This window comes from Neomicrococcus aestuarii (genome assembly GCF_014201135.1).
In the GTDB taxonomy this organism is placed as follows: Bacteria; Actinomycetota; Actinomycetes; order Actinomycetales; family Micrococcaceae; genus Neomicrococcus; species Neomicrococcus aestuarii.
On the sequence record NZ_JACHDR010000001.1, the window covers coordinates 1041904 to 1066316 of the forward strand.

The window sequence follows — 24413 nt, forward strand, 5'->3', positions numbered from 1 at the left end:
CTCGGGCCCCATTTCGCCTAGTCGTCGTAACTTTTCGACTATTAGCTGGGAAATTACTCCGAGAGGTAACCCTTCCTATCCTGAATGATTCAGAATATGGCAGTATGGGGATATGACCTACGTCAACCAATCTGCTCAGACATCGCCCCTCGCGGGTGAGTCTGCGGAGCACGTGGATTGGGCTCAACCCCTACGCCACGTGGGTCGACGCGTCACAAAGCAGCGGTTATGCGTGCTGGAGGCTGCCCGTCGGCATCCTCACGCCACCGCGGAAGAAATTCACCGCGAAACCCTGACCGAGCTTCCCCAGTTTTCGTTGCAATCCGCTTACGTGGTGCTCAACGATCTCGTGGATTCCGGTCTTTTGCGGCGGATAGATCTCCCCGGGCATCCCGCTCGCTTTGAAACCGAAATAGCCGACAATCACCATCACGCCGTCTGCATTTCGTGTGGACGCGTTGAGGACGTCGCGTGCGCCGTTGGCCACGCTCCATGCCTCACTCCGCCGGACGGTCTCAAGATGAACATCTTGGTGGCCGACGTCTTGTTCCGAGGAATTTGCGCTGAATGTGCGGCTCGGGGCAACAACACCCACTCAGAAAAACCCCAACATGAAGGAGACAGTGATGACTACTGAGAACACTGCCGGACATGCCACGGGCTCAACGACTCAGGCTGGAATCCCAGCCGTCAGCGACCGCAACTCGCTGACCGTCGGAGCTAACGGACCAATCGTCTTGCACGACCACCACTTGGTGGAGACTCTTGCACACTTCAACCGCATGAACGTTCCAGAGCGTCGTCCGCACGCAAAGGGATCCGGTGCATTCGGTGTCTTCGAAACCACCGAAGACGTTTCGAAGTACACCAAGGCTGCTCTTTTCCAGCCAGGCGTATCCACCCGCACGCTCCTTCGTTTCTCCACCGTTGCTGGCGAGCTTGGCTCCCCTGACACGTGGCGCGACGTTCGCGGCTTCGCCTTGAAGTTCTACACCACCGAAGGCAACTTCGACCTCGTGGGCAACAACACCCCGGTGTTCTTCGTCCGCGACCCTATGAAGTTCCCACACTTCATCCGCTCCCAGAAGCGTTTGCCAGATTCCGGCTTGCGCGACAACACGATGCAGTGGGACTTCTGGACGCAGAACCCCGAGTCTGCACACCAGGTCACCTATCTCATGGGTAACCGCGGTTTGCCAAAGACCTGGCGTGAAATGAACGGCTACGGCTCGCACACCTACATGTGGGTCAACGAAGCTGGCGAGAAGTTCTGGGTGAAGTACCACTTCATTTCCCAGCAGGGTCAGGCAGACCTCACCAACGAAGAGGCCGAGAAGTTCGCCGGCGCTGACGCCGAACACCACCGCCGCGACCTCTTCAACGCCATCAAGAACGGTGACTTCCCGAAGTGGGATCTCCACGTTCAGATCATGCCGTACGAGGATGCCAAGACCTACCGCTTCAACCCGTTCGACTTGACCAAAATCTGGTCCAAGAAGGACTACCCACGTATCAAGGTTGGAACGCTCACCCTGAACGAGAACCCGCAGAACTTCTTCGCTCAGATTGAGCAGGCTGCATTCTCACCAGCGAACATGGTTCCAGGCACGGGCAACTCCCCAGACAAGATGCTCTTGGGCCGTAACTTCGCTTACGCCGACGCTCAGCGTTACCGCATTGGCACCAACTTCCAGCAGTTGCCAGTGAACCGCCCAATCAACGAAGTTCACACCTACAACTTCGAAGGCAACATGTGGTACGAGCACACGGGTGACCGACGGGTCTACGCACCGAACTCCTTCGGTGACTCCTGGAGCGACGAGACCGGCCCTGTAGACAACGGCTGGGAGAACGACGGCGAGCTGGTCCGTTCCTCCTACGAGTTGCACGCTGAAGACGACGACTTCGGCCAGGCAGGCACGTTGGTTCGCGAGGTGTGGACCGACGAGATCCGTGCCGGCGTTGTTGAGACCGTCGGTGGCGCTCTCTCCACCGTTGAAGAGCCTGTTCAGTCCAAGGCTTTCGAGTACTGGAAGAACATCGACGCCGACCTCGGCGCTCGCATCCAGGCCGAAGCACTTGCCAAGGGCGGCGACTCGGTTGTTGGCGGAGATCCAGACAACCCAAAGGCTGAAGGCAACGCTACCGTTGACGGTGCAGGCGCCTAGTCTGAAGGTCTAGTTCTCTAGATCAAAGAGAAGGTCCCGTTCCCACATCTGTGGGAACGGGACCTTCTTCGTTAGGGCTTGGAGGCTTCCTGCCGCAACGTTGCCGAGCCTTTAGTTAACTGGCTTACTGGCTAGCTGGTGCGGCCTTCCTCGTCACGACGAAGCTGCTCGCGAGCATTCTCAGCATCAGGATCAATGCCGTGCTCTTCCAGCACCGTGCGCTCTTCTTCCGCTTCAGCGACGAGCTGTTCGCCCAGCGTGCGCGGCTGATCAGGGTTTTCGCCAGCGGCATCGTCCCACTCATCATCGATGCCATTGCCGTCAGCATCGTCAAAGCGGTAGCGACCAATCACGCGGTCTTCATCGTCAACAACCGTCGTCTCATCAGCAACAGGGTAAGACTCAACAGGCGAGTCAACGTCACCCGAGTTCGTCTCGAGGGATGAGGTGGTAGCTGACGCTTCCGCCGGAGTCTCCAACGCTGGGTCGTCATCGCGGAAAGCATCAGCTGCGTAGCTGTTCGATTCCACGTCACGAGTCCAGTCATCGTCCTCTTCAACAAACGCAGGCGACGCTACAACCGGGTCAGCGGTCGCCGTCGCAGGACCGTCTTCAGGAGCCTCGTCCACCACAACAGTGGATTCCGTTGGTTCTACGACGCGCGAAACTTCGTCGTTCGAAACCTCTTCACGAGACTCAGCCTCGGCTGGAGTCTCCAACGCTGGGTCGTCGTCACGGAAAGCATCCGCTGCGTAGCTATTGGATTCCACCTCGCGAGTCCAGTCATCATCCTCTTCAACAAAAGGATTCGTGTCAGACGAATCAGAAGCAGACTCGTCACGGTCCGTGCTGATGTCCTCGAAAGGATCCTGCTCAGACGGTTCAACGGTTTCGGAAACGTAGCGTCCGGAAGTGGACTCCTCGGCTACGGGCTCATCGCTAGCGACGTAGGCTGCGTCGTCGTTCTGGGAAGAATTCGCAGCCGCAACGCCGGCAACTCCCGCAACCCCAGCGGCACCAGCAACACCCGCGTCAGTTTCGGTACCCGCGGCAGACTTGCGTGCCTCACGCAATTCGCGGCGCGAGCGAGGAGTGTCAACGTCAGGATCCAGCGTGTCCGCCTGCTCCTGCAGCTGAGCCAGCTCGGAGCGAGAATCATCAGCTTCGCTGCTCAAAGCAGCAGCTTCCTGGCGACGTCGTGCAGCCTGAACTTCAGCCTCGCTGGCCTCAAGTTCAGCGCGGCGAGCCGCATTTTCCTTTTCCTTCAAGTCGATCTCGCGAGCTTGGGCTTCTTCGCGCAATCTCGCAGCCTCCACCCGATCCCGCTCGGCTTGCGCCTTCTTCTTCTTGTTCACGATGGATGAAATCAACCAGATGAGAAGCAGCAAAACTACTACTGCAATCACTAGCCACATGATTTGTTCTTGCGTCATGACGCCTCCTAGCGCGGTACTGCCGTGCACATCAAAAATTGATATAACTAACTGTTTACCATTATTGACTCTTGAGTAACAGAGTAAACCTATAGCGGAAAATTATTGGAGTCGGGGTGATGGGCAAAAAGAATGCCCCTCCCACGAATCTCTCGAATCGTGAAAAGGGCATCCATAGAGTTGACGCTAAACCTCGGCCGCGCGTTCTGCGGCTTCAACAACGTTCGCCAACAGCATGGCTCGAGTCATCGGGCCAACACCGCCGGGGTTCGGAGAGATCCACGAAGCGACATCGTACGCAGCAGGATCAACGTCACCGGTAACAACAGCCTTGCCGTTGCCATCGTCAACGCGGCTCACGCCCACGTCAAGGACGATTGCACCTGGCTTAAGCTGGTCAGCCTTGATCATGTGCGGCGAACCTGCAGCCGCAATCACCACGTCCGCGCGGGACAAGTGATCCGCCAGATCCGTGGTGCCCGTGTGAGCCAACGTCACCGTGGCATTCACCCTACGGCGGGTCAACAACAAGCCAATCGGGCGACCAATCGTCACACCGCGGCCAACCACCAGGACATTCTTGCCCTTGAGGTCAATGTCATTGCGAGCCAACAGCTCTACACAGCCCTTCGGGGTGCACGGCAGCGGAGACGTCATGGGATTGTTAACGTTTGCTACAAGGCGGCCCAAGTTCATCGGGTGAAGGCCATCGGCATCCTTGTCAGGATCGATGGCTTCGAGGATGACATCCTGGTCAACGTGCTTCGGCAACGGCAACTGCACAATGTAACCGGTGCAGTTAGGGTCCTCGTTGAGTTCCTTGATCTTCGCGAGGATCTCATCCTGCGTGGTCTCTTCAGGAAGATCCACACGAATGGAGGCAATTCCTACCTCGGCGCAGTCCTTGTGCTTACCGCCCACGTACCACTTAGATCCTGGATCCTCGCCCACCAAGATGGTGCCAAGACCGGGCGTGATGCCCTTGGCCTTCAGCGCGGCAACGCGTTCGCGAAGCTCGTCCTTAATCTCCTTGGCGGCCTTCTTGCCGTCCAGAATACGGGCGGTAGTTTCTACCATTCTTCGAGTCCTTCGTAGAGCGGGAATTCCTGAGCGAGCTTCACAACGCGCGACTTGAGTGCTTCGAGGTCGGCATTCTTGCCTTCCTTGAGCGCCACGGCGATGATATCCGCAACCTCAGTGAATTCGTTGTCGCCGAAACCGCGCGTAGCGAGAGCCGGGGTACCAATGCGCAAACCGGACGTGACCATCGGCGGACGAGGGTCGAATGGAACGGCGTTGCGGTTGACGGTGATGCCAACCTCGTGGAGCAAGTCTTCAGCTTGCTTTCCATCAAGTTCAGAGTGGCGCAAGTCCACGAGCACCAAGTGCACGTCCGTGCCGCCCGTGAGGACAGAGACGCCGGCTTCGGTGACGTCAGCTGCCGTGAGACGCTCGGCGAGGATCTTCGCGCCGCGCAAGGTGCGCTCTTGGCGTTCCTTGAACTCTGGGGAGCCCGCGATCTTGAACGCCACAGCCTTACCGGCGATCGCGTGCATGAGTGGGCCGCCCTGCTGGCCTGGGAACACGTTGGAGTTGATCTTCTTGGCGAGGGCTTCATCGTTGGAAAGGATCAAGCCCGAACGTGGGCCGGCGAGGGTCTTGTGGACCGTGGAGGTCACCACATCGGAGAACGGAACTGGGTTCGGGTGCAAGCCTGCTGCAACGAGGCCAGCGAAGTGAGCCATATCCGTCCACAAGAGTGCGCCAACTTCGTCAGCGATCGAGCGGAACGCTTCGAAATCGAGCTGACGTGGGTAAGCGGACCAGCCGGCAACAATGACCTGTGGCTTTTCGCGCTTGGCCTGCTCGCGCAGCTTGTCCATGTCCACGGTGAAGGTCTCTGGCTCAACCTCGTACGCGGCCACTTCGTAGAGCTTGCCGGAGAAGTTCAACTTCATACCGTGGGTGAGGTGTCCACCGTGTGCCAATGAAAGGCCCAGCATCTTGTCGCCTGGCTTGATCATCGCGGCCAGTGCGGCGGCGTTTGCGGAAGCGCCGGAGTGCGGCTGAACGTTTGCGAACTTGGATCCAAAAACAGCCTTGACGCGTTCGATTGCCAAGTTCTCAGCGACGTCAACGTACTCGCAACCGCCGTAGTACCGCTTGCCCGGGTAACCCTCGGCGTACTTGTTCGTCAGGACGGAACCCTGAGCTTCGAGAACGGCGCGGGGCGCAAAGTTCTCAGAAGCGATCATTTCCAGCGTGTCCCGCTGACGGCCCAGCTCATCTTTGAGGACTGCCGCGATCTCGGGATCAACCTCTGCCAGCGACCGGTTCGTCACAGACTGATTGGACATGAAAACTCCTGTGGGTGTTTTAGATAGTGGTCGAATTCAGCCTACAGGCGTTGAGGTCCGCACCACAGGTTCGGTGTCACAGCTTGACGTGGGTGCGAAACATTTTTGGCAGTACGACGGCGCAGCTCGCCTCCCGCTCTCTTCATTCCGTGGGCTCCTATTACAGTGGGAGATATGGCTCACATCATCACTATTGACGGAATCACCCCCACTGTTGCGGAGTCCGCCTTTATTGCTCCTACGGCAACGTTGTCCGGAGACGTGGAAATCGGCGAGAACTCCGGAGCTTTCTACGGAGTATCCGTGCGCGGCGACTCCGCCCCCATCCGCGTTGGCGCGGGCAGCAACCTTCAGGACAACGTTGTCCTTCACGCCGACACCGACTACCCCTGCACCGTTGGAGACAACGTCTCCGTAGGTCACGCCGCCGTGATCCACGGGTGCACCATCGAAGACAACTGCTTGGTAGGCATGAGCGCCACCGTCATGAACGGGGCTGTGGTGGGAACAGAGTCTCTCGTGGCCGCCGGCGCCCTGGTGCTTGAAGGCATGCGGATTCCTCCGCGTTCCCTCGTGGCCGGAGTTCCCGCCAAGGTGCGTCGCGAACTTTCCGACGAAGAGGTCGCCGGTCTCAAGCGCAACGCCGACGTCTACTTGCAGCTAATCGCCAAGCACCGGATCGCGAACGAAAGCTAGGTCGCCCGTCCCCCGCGTCACCCACAACCCACCGCACGTGGGGTACGGGACGTAAGCTGCGTCGTCGTCCTTTCACGCGCGGCCCGCCTTCTACCGCAGAAGTGAGGTAGGGCACTACGCTCAAGTCATGGGTGCAGAAGTTAACGCCAAAAGTTTTAGCCGCGAGCAACGCACGCGCTACCGCGAACGGCTCATGGTGAATCTGGAAACGTTCGCGCGATACTTGGGCTCGGGCGAGTTCGATCCCGTGCGACGCATTGGCCTGGAAATCGAACTCAACCTCGCCAACCCGGACTTCTCCCCCGCCCTGCGCAACACCGAAGTGCTCGAGGCCATTGCCGATCCCGCGTTTCAGACCGAGATCGGCGCGTTCAACATCGAGTTCAACCACGACGCCGTGCAGATTCAAGGCCGCGGGCTGCTGGCGCTCGAGGAGTCGTTGCGGACCGAACTGGACCGTGCCGTGAGCCGGGCGCAAGACGTGGACGTCAACATCATGCTGGTAGGGATTCTGCCCACGCTCGATCAGGACTACGTGCATTCCAAGAACTGGATCAGCCCCGGCAAACGCTATGCAGCGCTGAATACCTCCGTGCTGCAAGCGCGCGGCGAAGATGTGCTGATCGATATTGTGGGGCAAGAACGGCTCAGTTTCTACGCCGCGAACATCGCGCCCGAAGCCGCGTGCACCTCCGTGCAACTGCACTTGCAGGTCTCGCCCGAAGAGTTCGCCCCCGTGTGGAATTCCGCGCAGGCGATTGCTGGCGCTCAAGTGGCGTTGGCCGCGAATTCGCCCCTGTTCATGGAGCGAGTGCTGTGGCACGAAAGTCGCATCGAAGTGTTCAAGCAATCCATTGACACGAGGCCTCCCGAAATGCGGAATCAGGGAGTACGGCCACGCGTGTGGTTCGGCGAACGATGGATCACCAGCATCCTGGACCTCTTCGAGGAAAACGTCCGCTACTTCCCCGCGTTGTTGCCGGAGCTATCACGGCGTCGGGCGGAAACCACCGCCTCCGGGGCGCCGACCCTGCACGAACTGCGCTTGCATAACGGAACGGTCTACCGGTGGAACCGGCCCATCTACGATCCGGGAGCTGATCTTCCGAACCTGCGTCTCGAGAACCGGCTGCTTCCGGCCGGGCCGACCGTGGTGGATACCGTGGCGAACGCCGCGTTCTTCTTCGGACTCATGCGCGCGCTTCGGACTTCGAGCCGGCCGGTGTGGTCCCGGATGTCCTTCCAGACCGCTACCGATAACTTTTTGGATTGTGCTCGCTACGGGCTGGAAGCCAACGTGTATTGGCCGGGGCTCGGAGAGATTCCGGTGACCGAACTGATCATCCGACACTTGCTGCCGTTGGCTGCCGAGGGACTTTCGGATCTTGGAGTAGATCAGGCGGTGGCCGACCGGTACCTCGACATCCTCTACGCGCGGGCGTCCTCCGAGCAGACCGGCGCCGCTTGGCAGATCGCCACGTTGGAGCGTCTCGAGGCCGGAGGGCTGGACCGAAAAGCGGCGATCGCCGAGATGACCCGGCTCTATAACGAAAACATGCTGACGTCCCAGCCGGTCCACACCTGGAAGATCGGCTAAAACCGCGCCGAATGGGCTTGGACATGCAAGAGGCGCCCGCCTCTTATCGGGACGAGCGCCTCTTTGAACTTCTCCGAAGAGAACTAGTGCAGGTCGAGGACTACTTACGCAGTGCGTCGATGGCAGCGTTCAGCGTTGCAGATGGGCGCATTGCTGCGGAGACCTTTGCAACGTCTGGACGGTAGTAGCCGCCCAGATCCACTGGCTGACCCTGAACTTCAAGGAGTTCCTTGTTGATCTGCTCTTCGTTGGCGGTCAGAGCCTCGGCCACTGGGCCGAAAGCTGCTGCGAGCTCAGCGTCGGCGGTCTGAGCTACCAATTCCTTGGCCCAGTACTGAGCAAGGTAGAAGTGGCTGCCGCGGTTGTCGATCTCGCCGACCTTACGGGAAGGCGACTTGTTCTCGAGCAAGAACGTTCCGGTTGCTGCGTCGAGTGCATCGGCAAGAACCTGAGCGCGTGGGTTGTCAGAGGTGTTGGCCAAGTGCTCGAGGGAAGCAGCGAGAGCCATGAACTCTCCCAGGCTGTCCCAACGCAAGTGGTTTTCCTTGACGAGCTGCTGAACGTGCTTTGGAGCAGATCCGCCGGCGCCGGTCTCGAACAGTCCGCCACCGTTGAGCAATGGAACGATCGACAGCATCTTGGCGGAGGTGCCAAGTTCAAGGATCGGGAAGAGGTCCGTGAGGTAGTCACGAAGCACGTTACCGGTCACCGAGATGGTGTCTTCACCCTTGCGGATGCGGTCGATCGTGTACTGGGTGGCTTCCACTGGGGACATGATCTCGATGGTCAAGCCCTCGGTGTCATGCTCCTTGAGGTACTCGTTCACCTTGCCGATGAGCTGAGCATCGTGTGCGCGGCTCTTGTCCAACCAGAACACAGCTGGGGTCTGGGAAGCGCGAGCGCGGGTTACGGCAAGCTTTACCCAGTCGCGAACAGCGATGTCCTTGGTCTGGCATGCGCGCCAGATGTCCCCGGCGAAGACCTGGTGCTCAAGAAGAACTGCACCGGAGCCGTCAACGATCTGCACGTGGCCGCCGTCTTCGATCTCGAAGGTCTTGTTGTGGGATCCGTATTCTTCGGCTGCCTGCGCCATGAGGCCAACGTTAGGAACGGTGCCCATGGTCACGGGATCGAACGCACCGTTGACACGGCAATCGTCGATAACAACTTGGTAGATGCCTGCGTAGGAGGAATCTGGAAGCACGGCAAGCGTGTCATCCTCTTCGCCCTTCGGGCCCCACATGTGTCCACCCTGGCGGATCATTGCTGGCATGGAAGCGTCAACAATCACGTCAGAAGGAACGTGGAGGTTGGTGATGCCCTTGTCAGAGTCCACCATGGCAAGACGTGGACCTTCTTCGAGGCCCTTCTTGATGAGCGCTTCAACGCCTTCGCGAACATCCTCAGGAAGTTCGTCGAGGCCACCGAGGATCGAAGCCAAACCGTTGTTAGCGGAGAGGCCGGCAGCCTCAAGCTGTGGGCCGTAGGTCTCGAACAGCTCGGAGAAGTAGGCCTTCACCACGTGACCGAAGATGATCGGGTCAGAAACCTTCATCATGGTGGCCTTGAGGTGGGTGGAGAACAGTACGTTCTCTTCCTTGGCGCGCTTGACCTGAGCGGCCAAGAATTCGTCCAGTTCGGCAACGTGCAGAACGGTACCGTCAACCACTTCACCGGCGATGACCTTGAGGTCATTCTTGAGAACCTTGACGGATCCGTCCGGGCGTACCTGGCGAATGGTCAACGTGTCATCAGCTGTGATGGTCACGGACTTCTCGTTAGAACGGAAGTCATCCGAAGCCATGGTTGCAACGTTGGTCTTGGACTCGGAGGTCCAAGCAGCCATGGAGTGTGGGTTCTTGCGCGCGTAGTTCTTGACGGACAGCGGCGCACGGCGGTCGGAGTTGCCTTCGCGCAGGACCGGGTTCACAGCGGAGCCCTTGATCTTGTCGTAGCGAGCGCGGACTTCTGCGTCCTCGTCGCCAGCAGGCTCATCCGGGTAATCCGGCACATCGAAGCCCTGAGCCTGAAGCTCGGCAATAACAGCCTTGAGCTGCGGGATGGAAGCGGAGATGTTTGGAAGCTTGATGATGTTCGCTTCAGGGGTCTTCGCCAACTCACCCAATTCGGACAAAGCGTCCGGAGCCTGCTGCTCTGGCTTGAGGTAGTCACCGAAGGCGGCGATGATGCGGCCGGACAGCGAGATGTCGCGGGTTTCAACTTCCACACCAGCGGTGGAGGCAAACGCTTCAACCATCGGCAAGAAAGAGTACGTTGCCAGCATCGGCGCTTCGTCAGTGTGGGTGTAGATAATTTTCGCCATGTGTTGGCGCCTCCCTGATGGACAGTATGTCCTTGATGGACATGTGTTCGGACAGTGGTAGATCCAAGCGGGGCAAGTCTATCGAGTTACCCCGCCGGGATCAGAATTCGTCGAAAAGCGGATTTAGTGGAAGAAGTGACGCGTACCGGTGAAGTACATGGTGATGCCGGCAGCTTGAGCTGCGGCGACCACTTCTTCATCACGCACGGAACCGCCGGGCTGAACTACTGCTTTCACGCCGGCATCGATAAGAATCTGCAGTCCGTCAGCGAACGGGAAGAACGCGTCAGAGGCGGCCACGGCTCCGCGAGCGCGCTCAGCACCCTCGCCACCCAATGTGTTGGCACGCTCCACGGCAAGCTTGCAAGAATCCAAGCGGTTGACCTGACCCATGCCCACGCCCACGGCTGCTCCACCGGAGGCCAAGAGGATGGCGTTGGACTTGGCAGCACGCACTGCGCGCCACGCGAATTCCAGATCTCGCAACGTTGTTTCGTCAGCGGCTTCACCAGCGGCCAACGTCCACCCAGCGGAGGTGTCCCCCGGTGCGTCGACGGCGTCGGACACCTGCAGCAACATGCCGCCGGATACCTGACGGTATTCCACGGAATCGCGCTGGAAGTCAGCCGGAAGCACCAAGAGTCGGATGTTCTTCTTCGCGGACAGGATCTCTACAGCTTCAGGCTCAAAGCCGGGAGCCACGAGAACCTCGGTGAAGATGTCCTTGACGTTGGCAGCCATGGCGGCGGTGACCACGCGGTTGGCGGCAATCACGCCACCGAACGCGGACACTGGATCCGTGCCGTGCGCCTTGAGGTGAGCGTCAGCAATCGGGTCCGCGGCAGAGGCGGAGCCAAGCGCCACGCCGCAAGGGTTGGCGTGCTTGATGACGGCCACGGCTGGCTCGGAGAAATCGTAGGCTGCGCGAACGGCGGCGTCAGCGTCAACGTAGTTGTTGTAGCTCATGGCCTTGCCGTGCAGCTGCTCGGCCTGGGCGATGCCTGGCGTCGCGCCGGTCTCCACGTACAAGGCAGCGGACTGGTGCGGGTTCTCGCCGTAACGAAGAACTTCGGAGCGCTCCAAAGAAAGCCCCGCGAACGGAGGGAAGGCTGGGACGGGAGCTGCGTCGTCGTCCGCTACGGAATCGCCAAACTGAGCCGCGGTCCACTTCGCAACCGCCGTGTCATACGCTGCGGTGTGTGCGAAAGCGAGGCTCGCGAGACGACGGCGCGTGACCAAATCAAAGCCGCCAGCCTTTGCCGCGGACACCACGTCGCCGTACGAGGCAGGGTCCACCACGATCGCGACGGAGGGGTGGTTCTTCGCGGCGGCGCGCACCATGGACGGGCCTCCGATGTCGATCTGCTCCACCACGGCGTCCTGATCCGCGCCGGACTTCACAGTCTCAACGAACGGGTACAGGTTCACAATGACGAGGTCGAAAGGCTCAATCTCCATGTCAGCGAGCTGCTGCACGTGATCTTCGCGGCGGCGGTCCGCCAAAATTCCGGCGTGCACGCGAGGGTGCAACGTTTTGACGCGGCCGTCGAGACACTCTTGGAATCCGGTGATGTCAGCGACTTCGGTGACGGGAACGCCGGCGCTAGCGATGCGCTGCGCGGTGGAGCCGGTGGAAACAATGCTCACCCCAGCCTCATGCAGTCCGACAGCTAACTCCTCGAGGCCGGTCTTGTCATATACAGAAATAAGGGCTCGGCGGATGGGTACGCGGTCAAGAACTGCTGAGGACACAAATGCTCCTTGCACAAAGCGGGTATTTGCTCTAGCTTATCGCTTCCACGCTCAGTTCTTATGGTCGCGGGCGCGCAGTTACGTTCCGCTGTTCCCACAGATTCGGGAGATTACGACGACGCTGGCTCGCGTTCCGCTGTCACAAGGTCCGGGAAGTGCTGCTCGAGTTGTTCGGGAGTGAGGCAGCGTTTGAGGAGGGTTTCGGCGTGGTCGTCATCGGCGACGAAGCCAATGAGGGCTTGGTTCTTGCCGACGGCCAGTTCCGCGGTCACGTCTTGGATGACGCGCACCATGAGGGCGTAGTAGGTGCGGATGGTCTCGCTCCATCCATCCTTGGCAATCATCTCGCTCAGGCCGCGCTGCCAAATGCTGGCGGCTTCTTCGCCGGCTAGCTCCATGGCGCACCAGTGCCAGCCGCTGCAGTCCCACCGCTCTGAGTAGTACCCGGAGATCTCTTCAAGCTCCGTATCCAGATCCTCGATGCGTGGATCTTCCAGTGCTGACAGTGCCCCGGCCTCCCGGTGATCCCGGGCGTAGGCCTCTTCTGAGTTCATGGCGAGCACGGGCATTTCGATAGTCTCCGCGGGCTCTGTGGGCACCCCGTGGAGGGCAATCGCGTAGAACGTGTGCTCCGGGTGATCCTCAATGACCTCCCGTGCGTGCCTGATGACTGAAGCCCGCATGGCGTTTTCGAGAGCGTTCCAATCTAGTCCCATAGCGAAACACTACTCCGCCGTGGTGTTCTCGACTAGGGATTGATTTTCCCTGTAAATGGAGGGCTCTTTAAACGCCAAATGCGGCGCTTCCCGGATTCGAAATATCGAAAGAGGGGGAACGCCGCACTCGGGTGGTCGGGCGCTAAGAAGTTACTTCAGCGCCGACATGATGGAGTTGATGAGCTGGTACACGCCCAAGGAGATGAACAGCAAGGCCGTGATGACCAACGCGAGGTTGGTGTACCACTTGTTGCGCCACTCGTCCGGGATTCCGTACTTCTTGACGTTCAAGAGCGGGAGGAGCGTGATGGCGAGGAACGGCATGAACAGCGCGCCGAGCACGCCGTAGGCCAGCACCAAGCCAATGGGCTGATCCAGCATCAGAAGCAGCATCGGTGGGAACGTCAGCCACAGAATGTAGAAGCGGAAGTACTTGCCGTGGGCGCGGGAGTCCGGGTGATCGGATCCCTTGCCGCGGAAGTTGCCCCAGAAGTCGGCGAACATGAGCGAAACACCGTTCCACACGCCAATGACGGAGGAGAATGCTGCGCCGAAGAAGCCTACGAGGAAGGCCTTACCAATGACCACGCCATAACGCTCTTCAAGCACGCGGTTCAGATCCAACAGGCCCTTGTCGCCAGCGGAGATCGTGACACCGGCGACGGAGACTACCTCGGCGCCCACAATAAGCATGCTGAGCACAAAGATGCCGGTCATGACGTACGCCATGGTGTTGTCGATACGCATCACGCGCATGAAGCGAGGGGTAGCCCAACCCTTTTCACGCAACCAGTAGCCGTAGGCCGCAAGGGTGATGGTGCCGCCAACGCCGCCTGCGAGCGCAAGCGTGTACAAGATTCCATCTTCTGGCAAGCGAGGGATGAGGCCGGCCAGCATGTCAGGGATGTTTGGTACGGCGATGACCGCGAGGCCAACGATGGTAATGAACATCAAGAGCACCAGTACTGCGGTGATCTTTTCAAAGACGGCGTAGCGGTTGAACCACACCAAGACGAATCCGGCGAGGCCGGTGGCAATTGCGAACACCCAGAGCGGGATGCCCGGGAAGAGGGCCGCGAGCGGGAGCGCGGTGGAGGACATGGCGGAAGCGCCGTAAACAATGCCCCAGATGAGGATGTACGGGCCGAAGTACCAGACGGTCCACTTACCCAGGGAGCGCCAGCCTTCGAAGATGGTCTTGCCGGTGGCGAGGCTGTAACGGCCCGCGCCCTCCACAAGAACAATCTTCAAGATGACGCCCACTACAACAGCCCACAAGAGCATGTATCCGTAGCGGGAGCCGGCGGCAAGGGTCGCCACCATGTCGGCGGCGCCTACGCCCGTGGCCGCTACAACGAGGCCCGGGCCAATAATTTTCCATTTTTGCGGAGGCAGGTTTCCGTCCGCGTCTGGCTCGATGTCATCGAAGCCTGCGTGGCGTTCGCCTTTCGCAACGTGGTGGGCTTTGTAGCCGTCACCATCTTGATGCTGGGGTTGTTCAGTCATGGGATCCTCTTGAGTGCGAGACGTGTGACACCTGTAGGTGTGACGAGAGATGCATTCTCTAGGAAACCACATTGAATTGCGGGTAGATACTTAACACTTGAAGTTGCGAAGTAATCTTTAACCAGCATTCCCGCTGAAATGCGTGTCAACACAAGGGATCTCGTAACGATGAGCGTGACTACAAGTTCTATGTCGTCTGGTGTTCAGGTAGTGCAAAACCTCCCGTGGAAGTGGGGTGTTCAGGGCCGAATTTTCATTATTGGTGGCCTGGGATTCATGTTTGATGCGTGGGATGTCACGCTCAACGGCGCTCTCATTCCGCTGATCATGCAAGAGTGGGGGCTGGATCGCTCCACCGCCGCTCTCATGAGCACGTCAAACCTCATTGGTATGGCCGTGGGCGCGTTCGTTTGGGGCACGGTTGCCGACCGCATTGGTCGCAAAGCGGCTTTCACATGGACGTTGCTAATCTTCTCGCTGTTCACGGTGGCCGGCGCCTTCTCCCCGAGCTTCGAGCTCTTCACTCTTTTCCGCTTCATTGCGGGCTTCGGTCTGGGTGGTTGTATCCCGGTGGATTACGCGCTGGTGGGTGAGTTCACTCCCACGAAGCAGCGCGGCAAGGTGATGACCGCGATGGATGGCTGGTGGCCCGTGGGCGCCGCGCTGTCCTTCTTCGTGTCCGCCATGGTGATCTCGCTGTTTGATAACTGGCGTTTCATTTTGTTGGCCATGGTGTTGCCAGCGTTGTTGGTCTTCTGGGTGCGATTGCACGTCCCGGAGTCACCCTTGTTCTTGATTCGCAAGGGTCAACGGGCTGAAGCGCGGAAGGTCATCGATGATTTGGTGGCCCGCACTGGCGCTCCCCAGCAGGAGTACACGCTGCCTGAGTCCTCTTCCGTTCCGAAGCTTTCCGCCGGTTCTATTGGCCAGCAGCTCGCCGGTATTTGGAAGTTCAATTGGCGCATCACGGCCGTTGCCTGGTCACTGTTCTTGACCATTCTGTTGGTGTACTACCTTGCGCTGACGTGGATGCCGTCCATCCTTCAGCAGGCTGGCATGGCCGCAAATACTTCGTTGTTCATGACGGCGATCATGGCCGCTGTAGGAATGATCGGTGTGGTTGCCGCGGTCGCTATTGAGAAGGTTGGCCGCAAACGCATTCTGGCAATTACTGGCCCGTTGTCCGGCTTGATTCTCGTGATGGTGTCGCTGTCCTTGGGCACCCCCACCACGGCCGTTATCTGGCTTTTGGTGTTCGGCTTCGTGATCCAGGTCTGCATCCCGGTGTTGTACGCGTACGTCTCCGAGCTCTACCCCACGGAGTTGCGCGGCTCCGGCTTCGGCTGGGCCTCCACCATTAGCCGTTTGGGCGCGGGCTTCGGCCCAGTGCTCTTTGCGCTGTACTGGCCGGTGATCGGCTTGCCGACGCTGTTCTTGATTGCCACGGGCTTGGTAGTTCTTGCCGTGATTTTCATGCTGATTGCGGCGCCGGAGACGGCTGATCAGGAGCTTGAGTAAATTTTCCGGTACGACGACGCAGCTTAGGTTGCGCTGAGTTCTTGCAGTACGCGGATCAAGAGTTTGCGCTCTTCGATTTTGATCCGTTCGTGCAGGCTTTCCTCGGTGTCGTCATCCAAGACGGGGACTACCTGCTGAGCGATGATGGGGCCCGTGTCTACGCCGGTATCGGCGTAGTGCACAGTGCACCCGGTGACTTTGACGCCGTAGTTGAGGGCGTCTCGAACACCGTGCGCACCGGGGAACGCTGGCAACAGGGCTGGGTGTGTGTTGACGTAGCGGTTCTCGAAAGCGTTGATGAATTCTTCGTTGACGATCCGCATGAATCCTGAGGAAATCACGTAGTCGGGCTGGTAGCTCAAGCACTTTTCCGTGAGCGCGTGGTTCCACTCGGCGCGGTCTGTATAGGACTTGAAGTCCACCACGAACGTCTCGTAGCCGGCTTCCTCCGAGCGTTCCACTCCCCCGGTACCGAACTTGTCTGCGCCGACCGCAGCGATCTCAAGCTGAGGCAACTGACCGTCAGCTGCGGCGTCGAGCACCGCTTGGAGGTTGGAACCGGAACCTGAAACGAGGAAAACTGCGCGCATTCCACCGATCTTATGCTCTTTGCACCGGTGAGCGCCGCTTTCGCGACCCACGTGAAGTGCGTGTGCTCCCGATAGAGTTACTGCATGACTGCTACGCGCCCACCAGATTCCAAGCGTCCCGCGAGCACCGAGGAACTGTTGGCGAACGCCGCACGCTTACGCGGGACGGTCATGTTGGTCTTGGCCGCAAGCATTTTGACGCTGTTGCCCCTGCCGTGGAAGTTCTTGACGATCCCCGTGGGAATCTTGGCGATCATTTCGGGAATTCGCACCCTGTTGAAGAGCCGCCGTATTGAGGGCATGGGATTCGTGAACGCCACCATCGTCATCGCGGTGGTGGGTTGCCTAATGTTTACCGTCTCGGTGACGCTTCAGGGCATCTTTTTCCAGCCGACCATGGACTACCAGACGTGCGTCACGCAGTCCCTCACGAGCCGCTCACTAGAACAGTGCGCGCGTGATTTCAACGATTCGCTGATGAACCAAGTGCTCGGACGTTAGTCCTCTAGTACGGGATCGCGTTCTAGGTACGGGGAGACCAAGTATCCGGCGATGACGCCTATAGCCACTTCGCCTGCAACCCACGCTGCGACAAGCCACATGTGGGGGCCAAGTTCGCTGAGCCGGCCAATGCCTGCCGACCCTCCTGAGATGAAGGCAGCGAAGGCGGTGAGCAGTCCCGCCCCTACACCGACGGCAACGCCGAGGAAGAGTGTGGAGAGGGAGAAGGAGAGCCAACGCATCTGAATTTTGCGGTCTAGCCAGTCGTCAAAGTGGTTCTCACCTTCGCGCATGAACCACCAGCCGGCCGCGAATCCGGCCAACACTGGCAAGAGAATGAACAACCATGCGGCATCCAAGGATCCCGTGGGCAGCGCGGTGAGGAACGGGATTGCTGGTAGCGGACCGACTGTGGTTTCAAACGGGCTGAGATGTGAGCCCACACCCAGGGTGAATCCGGCGCCGCTGATCCACGCCATGGTCCACACCACCAAGTTGGGGATCATGGCTACTTGTGCCAGAGTCACCACAATTCCGCCGACCAGGCCGGGGCGCAATTGCTGGTACACGTTGGAGCCATCGGCCCAGTGCATGAACAACGCGATCGCCAAGACGAGGGCGGCTGAAGCAACGAGTCCCATGAAGGCAACGAAGGCGGACTTGGTGATGGCTGCGACGTAGGAACCTGCCCATCTGGATGCTTGGCTTGATTGCGCGATGCGCTCTGAGAGATCCACGCCTATCAGTCGTGACCACGAGCCTGCTTCGCGACGCGTTCCGATCACTACGCCGATGCCAAGGATGATCATGGGCATCAGGATCGATGCCCAGATGTGGGGGCGTACGTCCGCGGTGCGAACCGCAAAGCCAGTAATGAAGCCAAAGAAGCCGTAGGCAACCAGTGCGCCTGCAATGCCCTGCCACAGTTGATCCGCATAGGAAGCCCGTGCAATCCTGCGGCCCGCCCTCCATGCGAAGAGGAACGGGATGATGGGAAACAAGAGAGGCGTGAGCGTCATGACGCCGCTGATCTCCGTGACGCCGTCGGCGGCCACCGTGGAAATATCCAGCGGCACTCCGTGGGCTTTCAACCACACTTGGCCGCTGAGGCGAAGCGCACTCTCAATACTGCTATTGCCCCAGCCGCCAGTCAGCCACACGCCCACCACCGGAACGGCAAAAATGAGCGCCACAAAGATCGCCACTTGGAGAGCTTCGAGGGCACCTTGAAGTACCAGAGGAAGCGGAATTCCCTCACGGAACACTCGAAGGAGTGCGCGAGGATTCGTCTTGGACGTGGCTTCCGCTTTCTTTTTCATCAGCTCCATGGTGCCATTCTTGGCGGGTGCTTTCGCTGAACGGCGCGGCCCATGATAAGACCGATGGGTGGATATTTCGCTCTTACTGCGCGCGTTAGTCCCAACCGCGGCGCTGTTGGGGTTGGGATGGGCGTTGCGCAAACACCTGAACTTCAAGGATGCGTTCTGGGTGGAACTCGAACGGCTCACCTATTACTTCCTCCTCCCCGCGCTCTTCATCAGCAGCTTGGCGACGGCAAACCTGACAAAGATTCCTGCTTTCAGCATGGTGGGCGTCATCATCATTTCCTCTGTGCTGGGCGGCCTCTTGCTGTTGCCCTTCCGCACGCTTGCAACCGGGAACAACGGTCCCGCCTTCACCTCCGTGTATCAAGGCGCCGTTCGGTTCAATAACTACATCGGTCTGGTCCTTGCCACCGCGCTCTTCGGCGCGGATGGACTCGCGCTTGCCGCTCTGGCCAACGCCGCGCTCGTCCCCACCGTCAACATCACGTCCACTTTGGTGTTCGCTCGCTATGGCAGCACCGACGTGCGCGGTTGGGCGATCTTTCGAGCGATCTACACCAATCCTTTGGTGGTGGCGTGCTTTGTAGGGCTGGCTCTCAACTTGAGCGGGCTGTGGTTCAGCAATATCAATGACGACGCCGCTGCGGCCACTTCCACGATCGCCGCACCTTTCGTGGAGATCCTGAAAATCTTGGGACAAGCCGCTCTGCCGATCGGCCTGTTGTGCGTGGGTGCGGGACTGCGAGCTACGTCATTGCGGGGATTCGTTAAGCCGATGCTCTGGGCGAGCTCTTTCCGCTTCGTAATCATCCCAACCCTCGCGCTAGCCCTGTGCCTCTGGGCTGGACTAAGGGGCCCGGCGGCCGCTGTCGTCATCTTGTTCCAATCGATCCCCACAGCTTCGAGCGCGTACGTGCTGTCGCGTCGTCTGGGAGGCGATTCCCCTCTCATGGCCGCCATCATCGCAACCCAAACGGCGTCGTCGTTCTTAACGATTCCCGCATGGATTGCTCTCACCGCCATTTTTGTCCGCTAGCCGGCGCCCTCCCGCGCTCGCACTTCGTGGCATTCAGGACGCAAGACACGCACGAAACGATTTCACGAAAGTTCACCCGCGGTAAGTGTGGAATTAACTTTGAGGCAATAGTGCGGTCACCGGGACAGCGGAGGGTAAGAGAGTGAGAGTAGCTGTAGTAGCCGAGTCCTTCTTGCCGCACATGAATGGCGTGACGAATTCCGTCATTCGCGTCCTTCGCCATTTGCGAAGCCGAGGTCACGAGGCGCTAGTCATCGCACCGGCGCAATCGTGGTCCGGGCCCTTGTGGGCGGCGGAATCAACTCCCGAGGAAGTCGAGGGTTTCCCGGTAGTCAATCTGCCAGCACTCCCGCTCAATGGCTACCCTAATGTCCGCGTTGCAGCCGGAACGGTAGCGCGCGTTCGTCGTATTCTCGCCGGCTTTAGCCCGGACGTCGTTCACGTGGCAAGCCCATTCGTACTCGGTTGGCGCGCTATTCAGGCCGCACAACAGCTCGGCTTGCCCACCATCTCCATCTACCAGACGGAAATCCCCGCCTATGCCGGCCGCTACGGCTTGCCCTGGCTTGAGGATGTCCTCTGGAACCACGTCAAACTCATGCACGAATCCTCCACCGTGAACCTCGTGCCGTCCTCCTACTCGATGAACCAGCTTCGGGAGCTTGGCATTCGCCGCGTTCATTACTGGCGCCGCGGTGTAGATCAAGAACAGTTCAACCCATCGCGTCGTTCCGAGGCCTTCCGGGCTCAGGCTGCTCCTAATGGCGAAAAGATCATCGGTTTCGTAGGCCGGTTGGCAGCCGAGAAGCAAGTTGCCGACCTCGCGGTCCTCGACAATCTTCCGGGCACCCGGTTGGTCATTGTGGGATCTGGACCGCTTAAGGATGAATTGCGCGCGAAGCTGCCCAACGCTTACTTCGCTGGATTCCTCGGCGGAAACGATCTCGGCGAGGCAGTGGCTTCCTTCGATCTCTTCGTACACCCGGGCGAATCAGAGACGTTCTGCCAGACCATTCAAGAGGCCATGTCCGCGCGTGTGCCGGTGGTGGCGGTGGGCCGCGGAGGACCGCTGGATTTGGTGGATTCTTCCCGCACAGGTTGGCTCTATAAGCCTGGGGACCTCGCGGACTTGCGCTCGCGGGTTCAGGATTTGGTGTACGACGACGTCAAGCGGGAAGCGTTCGCCGCTGCGGCTTTGGAGAGTGTTGCGGGACGCACGTGGGAAGCGATCTGCGATCAGCTCATCGAGCATTACGAGCGGGCAATTCACGTGAAGTCTCGGCATCTCCACACCGAGGCCCTCTCCTGGATGGACCGCTAACACCGCTCGAAGTCTGCGCGAGAGGTGTTGAAGTTCTTCTCAGTTGGCGTTCAGGAAAATTTCAGTTTCGTTGCGTACGTTGTAAGTACCGGCTATTCCGGGAAGCACTATCCATCAACGAAAGGACTGGATCATGGGACTCGGCGACAAGATTTCTAACAAGGCAGAAGAGTTGTCCGGCAAGGCTAAGGAAGCCTTCGGCGACGCTACCAACAACGAGCGCCTGCAGGCCGAAGGCCAGGCAGATCAGGCATCGGCTGGCGTAAAGCAGGCTGGCGAGAACGTCAAGGACGCCGCCAAGGACGTCAAGGACGGCTTCTCCAAGTAAGCGCTTCAACGCTTCTCGCGTGACGCATTCAGTTCGGCGGCATTTGTTGCCTCGTAGCTAGCGTCACTATGCAGGTGGCCCCCGGTGAGCATCGCTCACCGGGGGCCACCTGCATTAAGCCGTCGCAACCAGTAAACAGGTGCCACAACTTTCTGGCGACGTCGCCAAAGACTAAAAAGTGACTACTTTGAAATGTTTGCCAGCAATTGCTCGAACGGCAATGAGGTCATGGACGAACCCTGGCCAAAGTTCTCCTCAGCGCGATTGCGAGGAGCGCTACTAATGGCACTTGCCAGCTCCTTGCCGGCACGCTCGATGCGAGACATCAACAGTCCTTCACCCTGACCATCGCCCCAATCTTCGGGTGCCGCGAAGACGCTCGTAGGCATCTGTTGCGTGCGCAGGTAGCTGAAGATTGGTCTCATGACGTAGTCGATCATGAGACTGTGGCGAGCCGACCCACCCGTGGCGCCCAGCAAGACCGGCATGCCTTCAAGGGGCTTGGGATCAAAAGTGTCAATGAAGGACTTGAAAAGCCCACTCACGGACGCCGTGTAGGTGGGGCTCACGAGCACTAGACCGTCCGCCTCAAGCACGGCGTCCTTCACTTCTTGAAGCGCCGGAGCAGCGAACCCGGACACCATGTTGTTTGCGATGTCCCCCGCGTAGTCGCGCAAGCTCACCATGCGAACCTCAGCATCAAAGCCTTGGGCCGATAGCGCACGTTCAGTGGCATGACCCAAGTGTTCGCCCAGCATGGTGGCAGTGGAAGGCACGCCCATGCCTCCGGAAACGACGACAATCTTCATCGCAGGCCTCTCTTCTCAAAATTTGTATGCACTTGAATATACAAACGATGAGTGCGGCTCATTCATTCCCTTCGGCCAGGAAACGTTAAACAAGAATGGCGCCCCGAAAACGGGACGCCATTCTTGGTCAACCTATTTAGGCTGGGAGGTCCAAGGACTGACCAACGAAGATCAAGTTAGGGTTGGAAACCTTAGCCTTGTTCAACTGGTACAAATCCTGCCAGCTGCTCAAGCCGAGCTTGTTAGCGATCTTGGAAAGGCTGTCACCGGAACGAACGGTGTAGTTCTTGCCAGAATCGTGCACGTGCTTAGCCGAGTAGGTGGTAGCGGACTTCAAGGAAGTCGATGCCGTTGCCTTCTTGGTGACCGGAGCGGTGTACTGCTTAGTTACCGGTGCGGTGTACTGCTTGGTTGCTACAGACTTCTTGGTGGTAGCCGAAGAAGTAGCTGCAACCTTCTTGGTTGCGGTCGAGGACTTGGTCGTCGACGTCGTGGTTGGAGCCTTCACGGTTGCCGTAGCGGACTTGGTAGCCGTCGACGAAGTGGAGGTGGAGGTCGATGCAATCGACCCGGTCTTGCCGTACAAGCCGAGCTTGGCCGAGCATGCAGGCCATGCGCCCCAGCCCTGAGCTGCAAGCGTCTTTTCCGCGATGCGGATCTGCTCAGACTTCGAAGCCTGGTTCGGCATGCCGGAGCCGCCGAATGCACGCCACGTAGAAAGGCTGAACTGAAGGCCACCGTAGTAGCCGTTACCCGTGTTGATAGCCCAGTTGCCGGAGGACTCGCACTGTGCAAGTGCGTCCCACGTAGCGGTTGAGGCTGCCTGAGCTGGAACTGCACCAGCAGCTGCTGCACCACCAACGAGAGCCAAGGATGCAAGGCCGAGTCCGACCTTAGACGCGGCGTATTGACGCTTCTGAGACATAGTTCTCCTAAGGCCATCCACGCACACAACAACCCCCGTGGGGTGAAATGGCGTCATTGCCCGGCCGTCACTTAAGGGGTTCGGTGACTGAGTGAGTTCCGTGGGCAACGAGGATCCGGAACTCGGCGCACATTCGGGGCGAGACGGGCTCGTTATCCAAATGTAATAATTCGAGTGTACGGGACAGCCTGAGGGGTTTGTCAAAGCAAACCACCATACTCACAGCTTTAACACAAGTGCACAAACGGCTAATTCTTCGCAGCGAGCGCGCAATTATCTTCCAACCAGTGGATAAAGATGGCATATCGCCTAGTCACGATAAAGTTTCTTTAAAAAACCAGGTGGCACACTTTCTCGCCTCCGAAAGCATGCCACCTAGCTTCATTAGTCTAACTCACTAAACTTACGATGTAAACATTCCGTAACGTGTGATACCCGCCACGCCCTCACAGTGGCTCGCTGACGTTGAACGGTCAGCTTGAGCCAAGAGAGCTCGCGGCCGACCCCCAAACCGTTGCCAAACGTTGATCATTTCGTGACCAAAAGTTCCCCGCAGAGCCCGAGTGGATGCCTACGCGTCCTTGAGCTGAGCAATGTAGGAAATAGTGCGATCTAAAGCGCGCTCAAATTCCTCACCTGCGTGATTCTCGCGCAGCTTCGGCTCAAGTTCCTCAATAAAGGGGTATTCGCTCAAATCGGAGCCGCGGGCGTCGTCGTGTGCTCCACAAGAGCCGGATTCAGGACCGACGTCAGAAATATCAACATCCGCCCCGGCTAGCTCCAGGAGCAAGTGACCCAAGAGGAAACTGGAATAGGCGCGGTACGCGCGAACAGTGGCTTCTTCCGAGAATCCGCTCTCGCGCAAAGCTTGCAAGAAACGATTGATCCACGTGAGACTTCGCATGGGTGGGCGGATCCACGGAGCTTCCGGTGGCCGGGTAGCAATCACGGGGAAAACTTGAGGGTGCTCTTGAGCGACCTTGCGGAAACCGTGGGACAAGCGACGCACAAAGCTTTCCCACCCCTCGGTGGCTTCTTTGTGAACTTCCGGGTTGGATTCAAGATCTTCGAGAACAAGTTCAACGATGCCGTCTATGAGCACATCGCGCGACGGAACATACCTATAAAGGGACATCGCTTGAACACCGAGCCGAGCTGCCAGATTGCGCATGGAGAGCTGGTGGATTGATTCATCCTCAATCAGCTCGGCGCCGGTCCTGAGTATTAATCCAAGATCCAGCCGGCCACGGCTTGATTTGCGACGACTCGCAAGATCGGTTGTTTCGAAATCCTGCCCCTCTGCCGCGGTTCTGACTGCTTCAGACGGGGGCTTATTCATCCCCATTGACCTCTCTCTTTCCCCTCCATGTTGAAGAATATCAACACAAGTGCATGAAAGTTTGTGCTTTGGAACGAATAAGTCGGTAGGCTCGCTCACCTTATACTGTAAGTTCATCCACGTGTGAGTGACAAGCATTCGCCCGTTCCAATGAAGGGCCCGCGCCGCAACAA

21 protein-coding genes are annotated in these 24413 nt (G+C 58.9%); 9 read left to right on the forward strand and 12 right to left on the reverse strand.

Translation table 11 applies throughout. From position 1 onward, the window contains the following. Window positions 1-112 precede the first annotated feature (112 nt). Complete coding sequence (locus tag HD598_RS04635; protein ID WP_183664157.1) at window positions 113-637, forward strand: Fur family transcriptional regulator; 525 nt, start codon at window positions 113-115, stop codon at window positions 635-637. Beyond that, window positions 627-2168 (forward strand): catalase, encoded by a 1542-nt coding sequence (locus tag HD598_RS04640; protein ID WP_183664159.1) that lies wholly within the window; start codon window positions 627-629, stop codon window positions 2166-2168. Before HD598_RS04635 ends, HD598_RS04640 begins: the two co-directional genes overlap by 11 nt. 131 nt (window positions 2169-2299) lie before the next feature. On the opposite strand, the gene HD598_RS04645 is transcribed toward HD598_RS04640, so the two are convergent. From HD598_RS04645 to glyA, 3 genes are all read right to left on the reverse strand, one after another. After that, window positions 2300-3601, reverse strand: coding sequence for a hypothetical protein (locus tag HD598_RS04645; RefSeq protein WP_183664161.1), 1302 nt, complete (start codon window positions 3599-3601; stop codon window positions 2300-2302). 186 nt (window positions 3602-3787) lie between these two features. Then, window positions 3788-4678, reverse strand: a complete 891-nt coding sequence (locus tag HD598_RS04650; protein WP_071894046.1) for a bifunctional methylenetetrahydrofolate dehydrogenase/methenyltetrahydrofolate cyclohydrolase — start codon at window positions 4676-4678, stop codon at window positions 3788-3790. After that, window positions 4672-5958, reverse strand: coding sequence for a serine hydroxymethyltransferase (glyA, locus tag HD598_RS04655; RefSeq protein ID WP_183664163.1), 1287 nt, complete (start codon window positions 5956-5958; stop codon window positions 4672-4674). Before glyA ends, HD598_RS04650 begins: the two co-directional genes overlap by 7 nt. 174 nt (window positions 5959-6132) lie before the next feature. Between glyA and HD598_RS04660 the strand changes: the two genes are divergently transcribed. Together HD598_RS04660 and HD598_RS04665 are read left to right on the forward strand one after the other, a co-directional pair. Then, window positions 6133-6654 (forward strand): gamma carbonic anhydrase family protein, encoded by a 522-nt coding sequence (locus HD598_RS04660; RefSeq protein WP_071894048.1) that lies wholly within the window; start codon window positions 6133-6135, stop codon window positions 6652-6654. 127 nt (window positions 6655-6781) lie between these two features. Then, window positions 6782-8251, forward strand: coding sequence for a glutamate--cysteine ligase family protein (locus HD598_RS04665; RefSeq protein WP_071894049.1), 1470 nt, complete (start codon window positions 6782-6784; stop codon window positions 8249-8251). Between the two features lie 100 nt (window positions 8252-8351). Here the strand turns inward: HD598_RS04665 and HD598_RS04670 are convergent, their stop codons facing one another. The 4 genes from HD598_RS04670 to HD598_RS04685 form a co-directional block, all read right to left on the reverse strand. Continuing rightward, the gene (locus HD598_RS04670; protein WP_183664165.1) at window positions 8352-10574 is read right to left on the reverse strand and encodes an NADP-dependent isocitrate dehydrogenase; all 2223 of its coding nucleotides are present in this window, start codon (window positions 10572-10574) and stop codon (window positions 8352-8354) included. A gap of 123 nt (window positions 10575-10697) precedes the next feature. After that, the gene (gene purH / locus HD598_RS04675) at window positions 10698-12326 is read right to left on the reverse strand and encodes a bifunctional phosphoribosylaminoimidazolecarboxamide formyltransferase/IMP cyclohydrolase (protein WP_183664167.1); all 1629 of its coding nucleotides are present in this window, start codon (window positions 12324-12326) and stop codon (window positions 10698-10700) included. A gap of 110 nt (window positions 12327-12436) precedes the next feature. Further along, window positions 12437-13042: a DUF4303 domain-containing protein gene (locus tag HD598_RS04680; RefSeq protein WP_183664169.1), complete on the reverse strand. Its 606-nt coding sequence runs from the start codon at window positions 13040-13042 to the stop codon at window positions 12437-12439. A 150-nt stretch (window positions 13043-13192) separates the two neighbouring features. Then, complete coding sequence (locus tag HD598_RS04685) at window positions 13193-14548, reverse strand: Nramp family divalent metal transporter (RefSeq protein ID WP_084637106.1); 1356 nt, start codon at window positions 14546-14548, stop codon at window positions 13193-13195. Between the two features lie 168 nt (window positions 14549-14716). Here HD598_RS04685 and HD598_RS04690 point away from each other — a divergent pair, with 168 nt between their 5' ends. Then, window positions 14717-16066, forward strand: coding sequence for an MFS transporter (locus HD598_RS04690; RefSeq protein WP_183664171.1), 1350 nt, complete (start codon window positions 14717-14719; stop codon window positions 16064-16066). Window positions 16067-16089: 23 nt separating this feature from the next. Here the strand turns inward: HD598_RS04690 and purN are convergent, their stop codons facing one another. Further along, a complete protein-coding gene (gene purN, locus HD598_RS04695; RefSeq protein WP_183664173.1) occupies window positions 16090-16656 on the reverse strand; it encodes a phosphoribosylglycinamide formyltransferase in 567 nt (188 codons plus the stop codon). A gap of 84 nt (window positions 16657-16740) precedes the next feature. Here purN and HD598_RS04700 point away from each other — a divergent pair, with 84 nt between their 5' ends. Continuing rightward, window positions 16741-17157, forward strand: a complete 417-nt coding sequence (locus HD598_RS04700; RefSeq protein ID WP_071894054.1) for a hypothetical protein — start codon at window positions 16741-16743, stop codon at window positions 17155-17157. Here HD598_RS04700 and HD598_RS04705 read toward each other — a convergent pair. Beyond that, window positions 17154-18485 (reverse strand): cell division protein PerM, encoded by a 1332-nt coding sequence (locus HD598_RS04705; RefSeq protein ID WP_260170493.1) that lies wholly within the window; start codon window positions 18483-18485, stop codon window positions 17154-17156. The two genes, HD598_RS04700 and HD598_RS04705, sit on opposite strands and share 4 nt — an antisense overlap. A 58-nt stretch (window positions 18486-18543) precedes the next feature. Between HD598_RS04705 and HD598_RS04710 the strand changes: the two genes are divergently transcribed. The 3 genes from HD598_RS04710 (at window position 18544) to HD598_RS04720 (ending at window position 21167) form a co-directional block, all read left to right on the forward strand. Beyond that, a complete protein-coding gene (locus HD598_RS04710) occupies window positions 18544-19518 on the forward strand; it encodes an AEC family transporter (protein WP_183664176.1) in 975 nt (324 codons plus the stop codon). Between the two features lie 142 nt (window positions 19519-19660). Further along, on the forward strand, window positions 19661-20839 hold the full coding sequence (locus HD598_RS04715; protein ID WP_183664178.1) for a glycosyltransferase family 4 protein: 1179 nt from the start codon (window positions 19661-19663) through the stop codon (window positions 20837-20839). A gap of 133 nt (window positions 20840-20972) precedes the next feature. Then, window positions 20973-21167 (forward strand): CsbD family protein, encoded by a 195-nt coding sequence (locus tag HD598_RS04720; RefSeq protein WP_071894056.1) that lies wholly within the window; start codon window positions 20973-20975, stop codon window positions 21165-21167. Between the two features lie 182 nt (window positions 21168-21349). Here HD598_RS04720 and HD598_RS04725 read toward each other — a convergent pair whose 3' ends face one another. From HD598_RS04725 to HD598_RS04735, 3 genes are all read right to left on the reverse strand, one after another. Then, on the reverse strand, window positions 21350-21976 hold the full coding sequence (locus HD598_RS04725; RefSeq protein WP_071894057.1) for an FMN reductase: 627 nt from the start codon (window positions 21974-21976) through the stop codon (window positions 21350-21352). Window positions 21977-22112: 136 nt separating this feature from the next. Further along, window positions 22113-22901, reverse strand: a complete 789-nt coding sequence (locus HD598_RS13715; protein WP_071894058.1) for a LysM peptidoglycan-binding domain-containing protein — start codon at window positions 22899-22901, stop codon at window positions 22113-22115. A 571-nt stretch (window positions 22902-23472) separates the two neighbouring features. Continuing rightward, window positions 23473-24240 carry a TetR/AcrR family transcriptional regulator gene (locus HD598_RS04735; RefSeq protein ID WP_071894059.1) on the reverse strand — a complete coding sequence of 256 codons (768 nt, stop codon included), beginning with the start codon at window positions 24238-24240 and terminating at the stop codon, window positions 23473-23475. Window positions 24241-24413 lie beyond the last annotated feature (173 nt).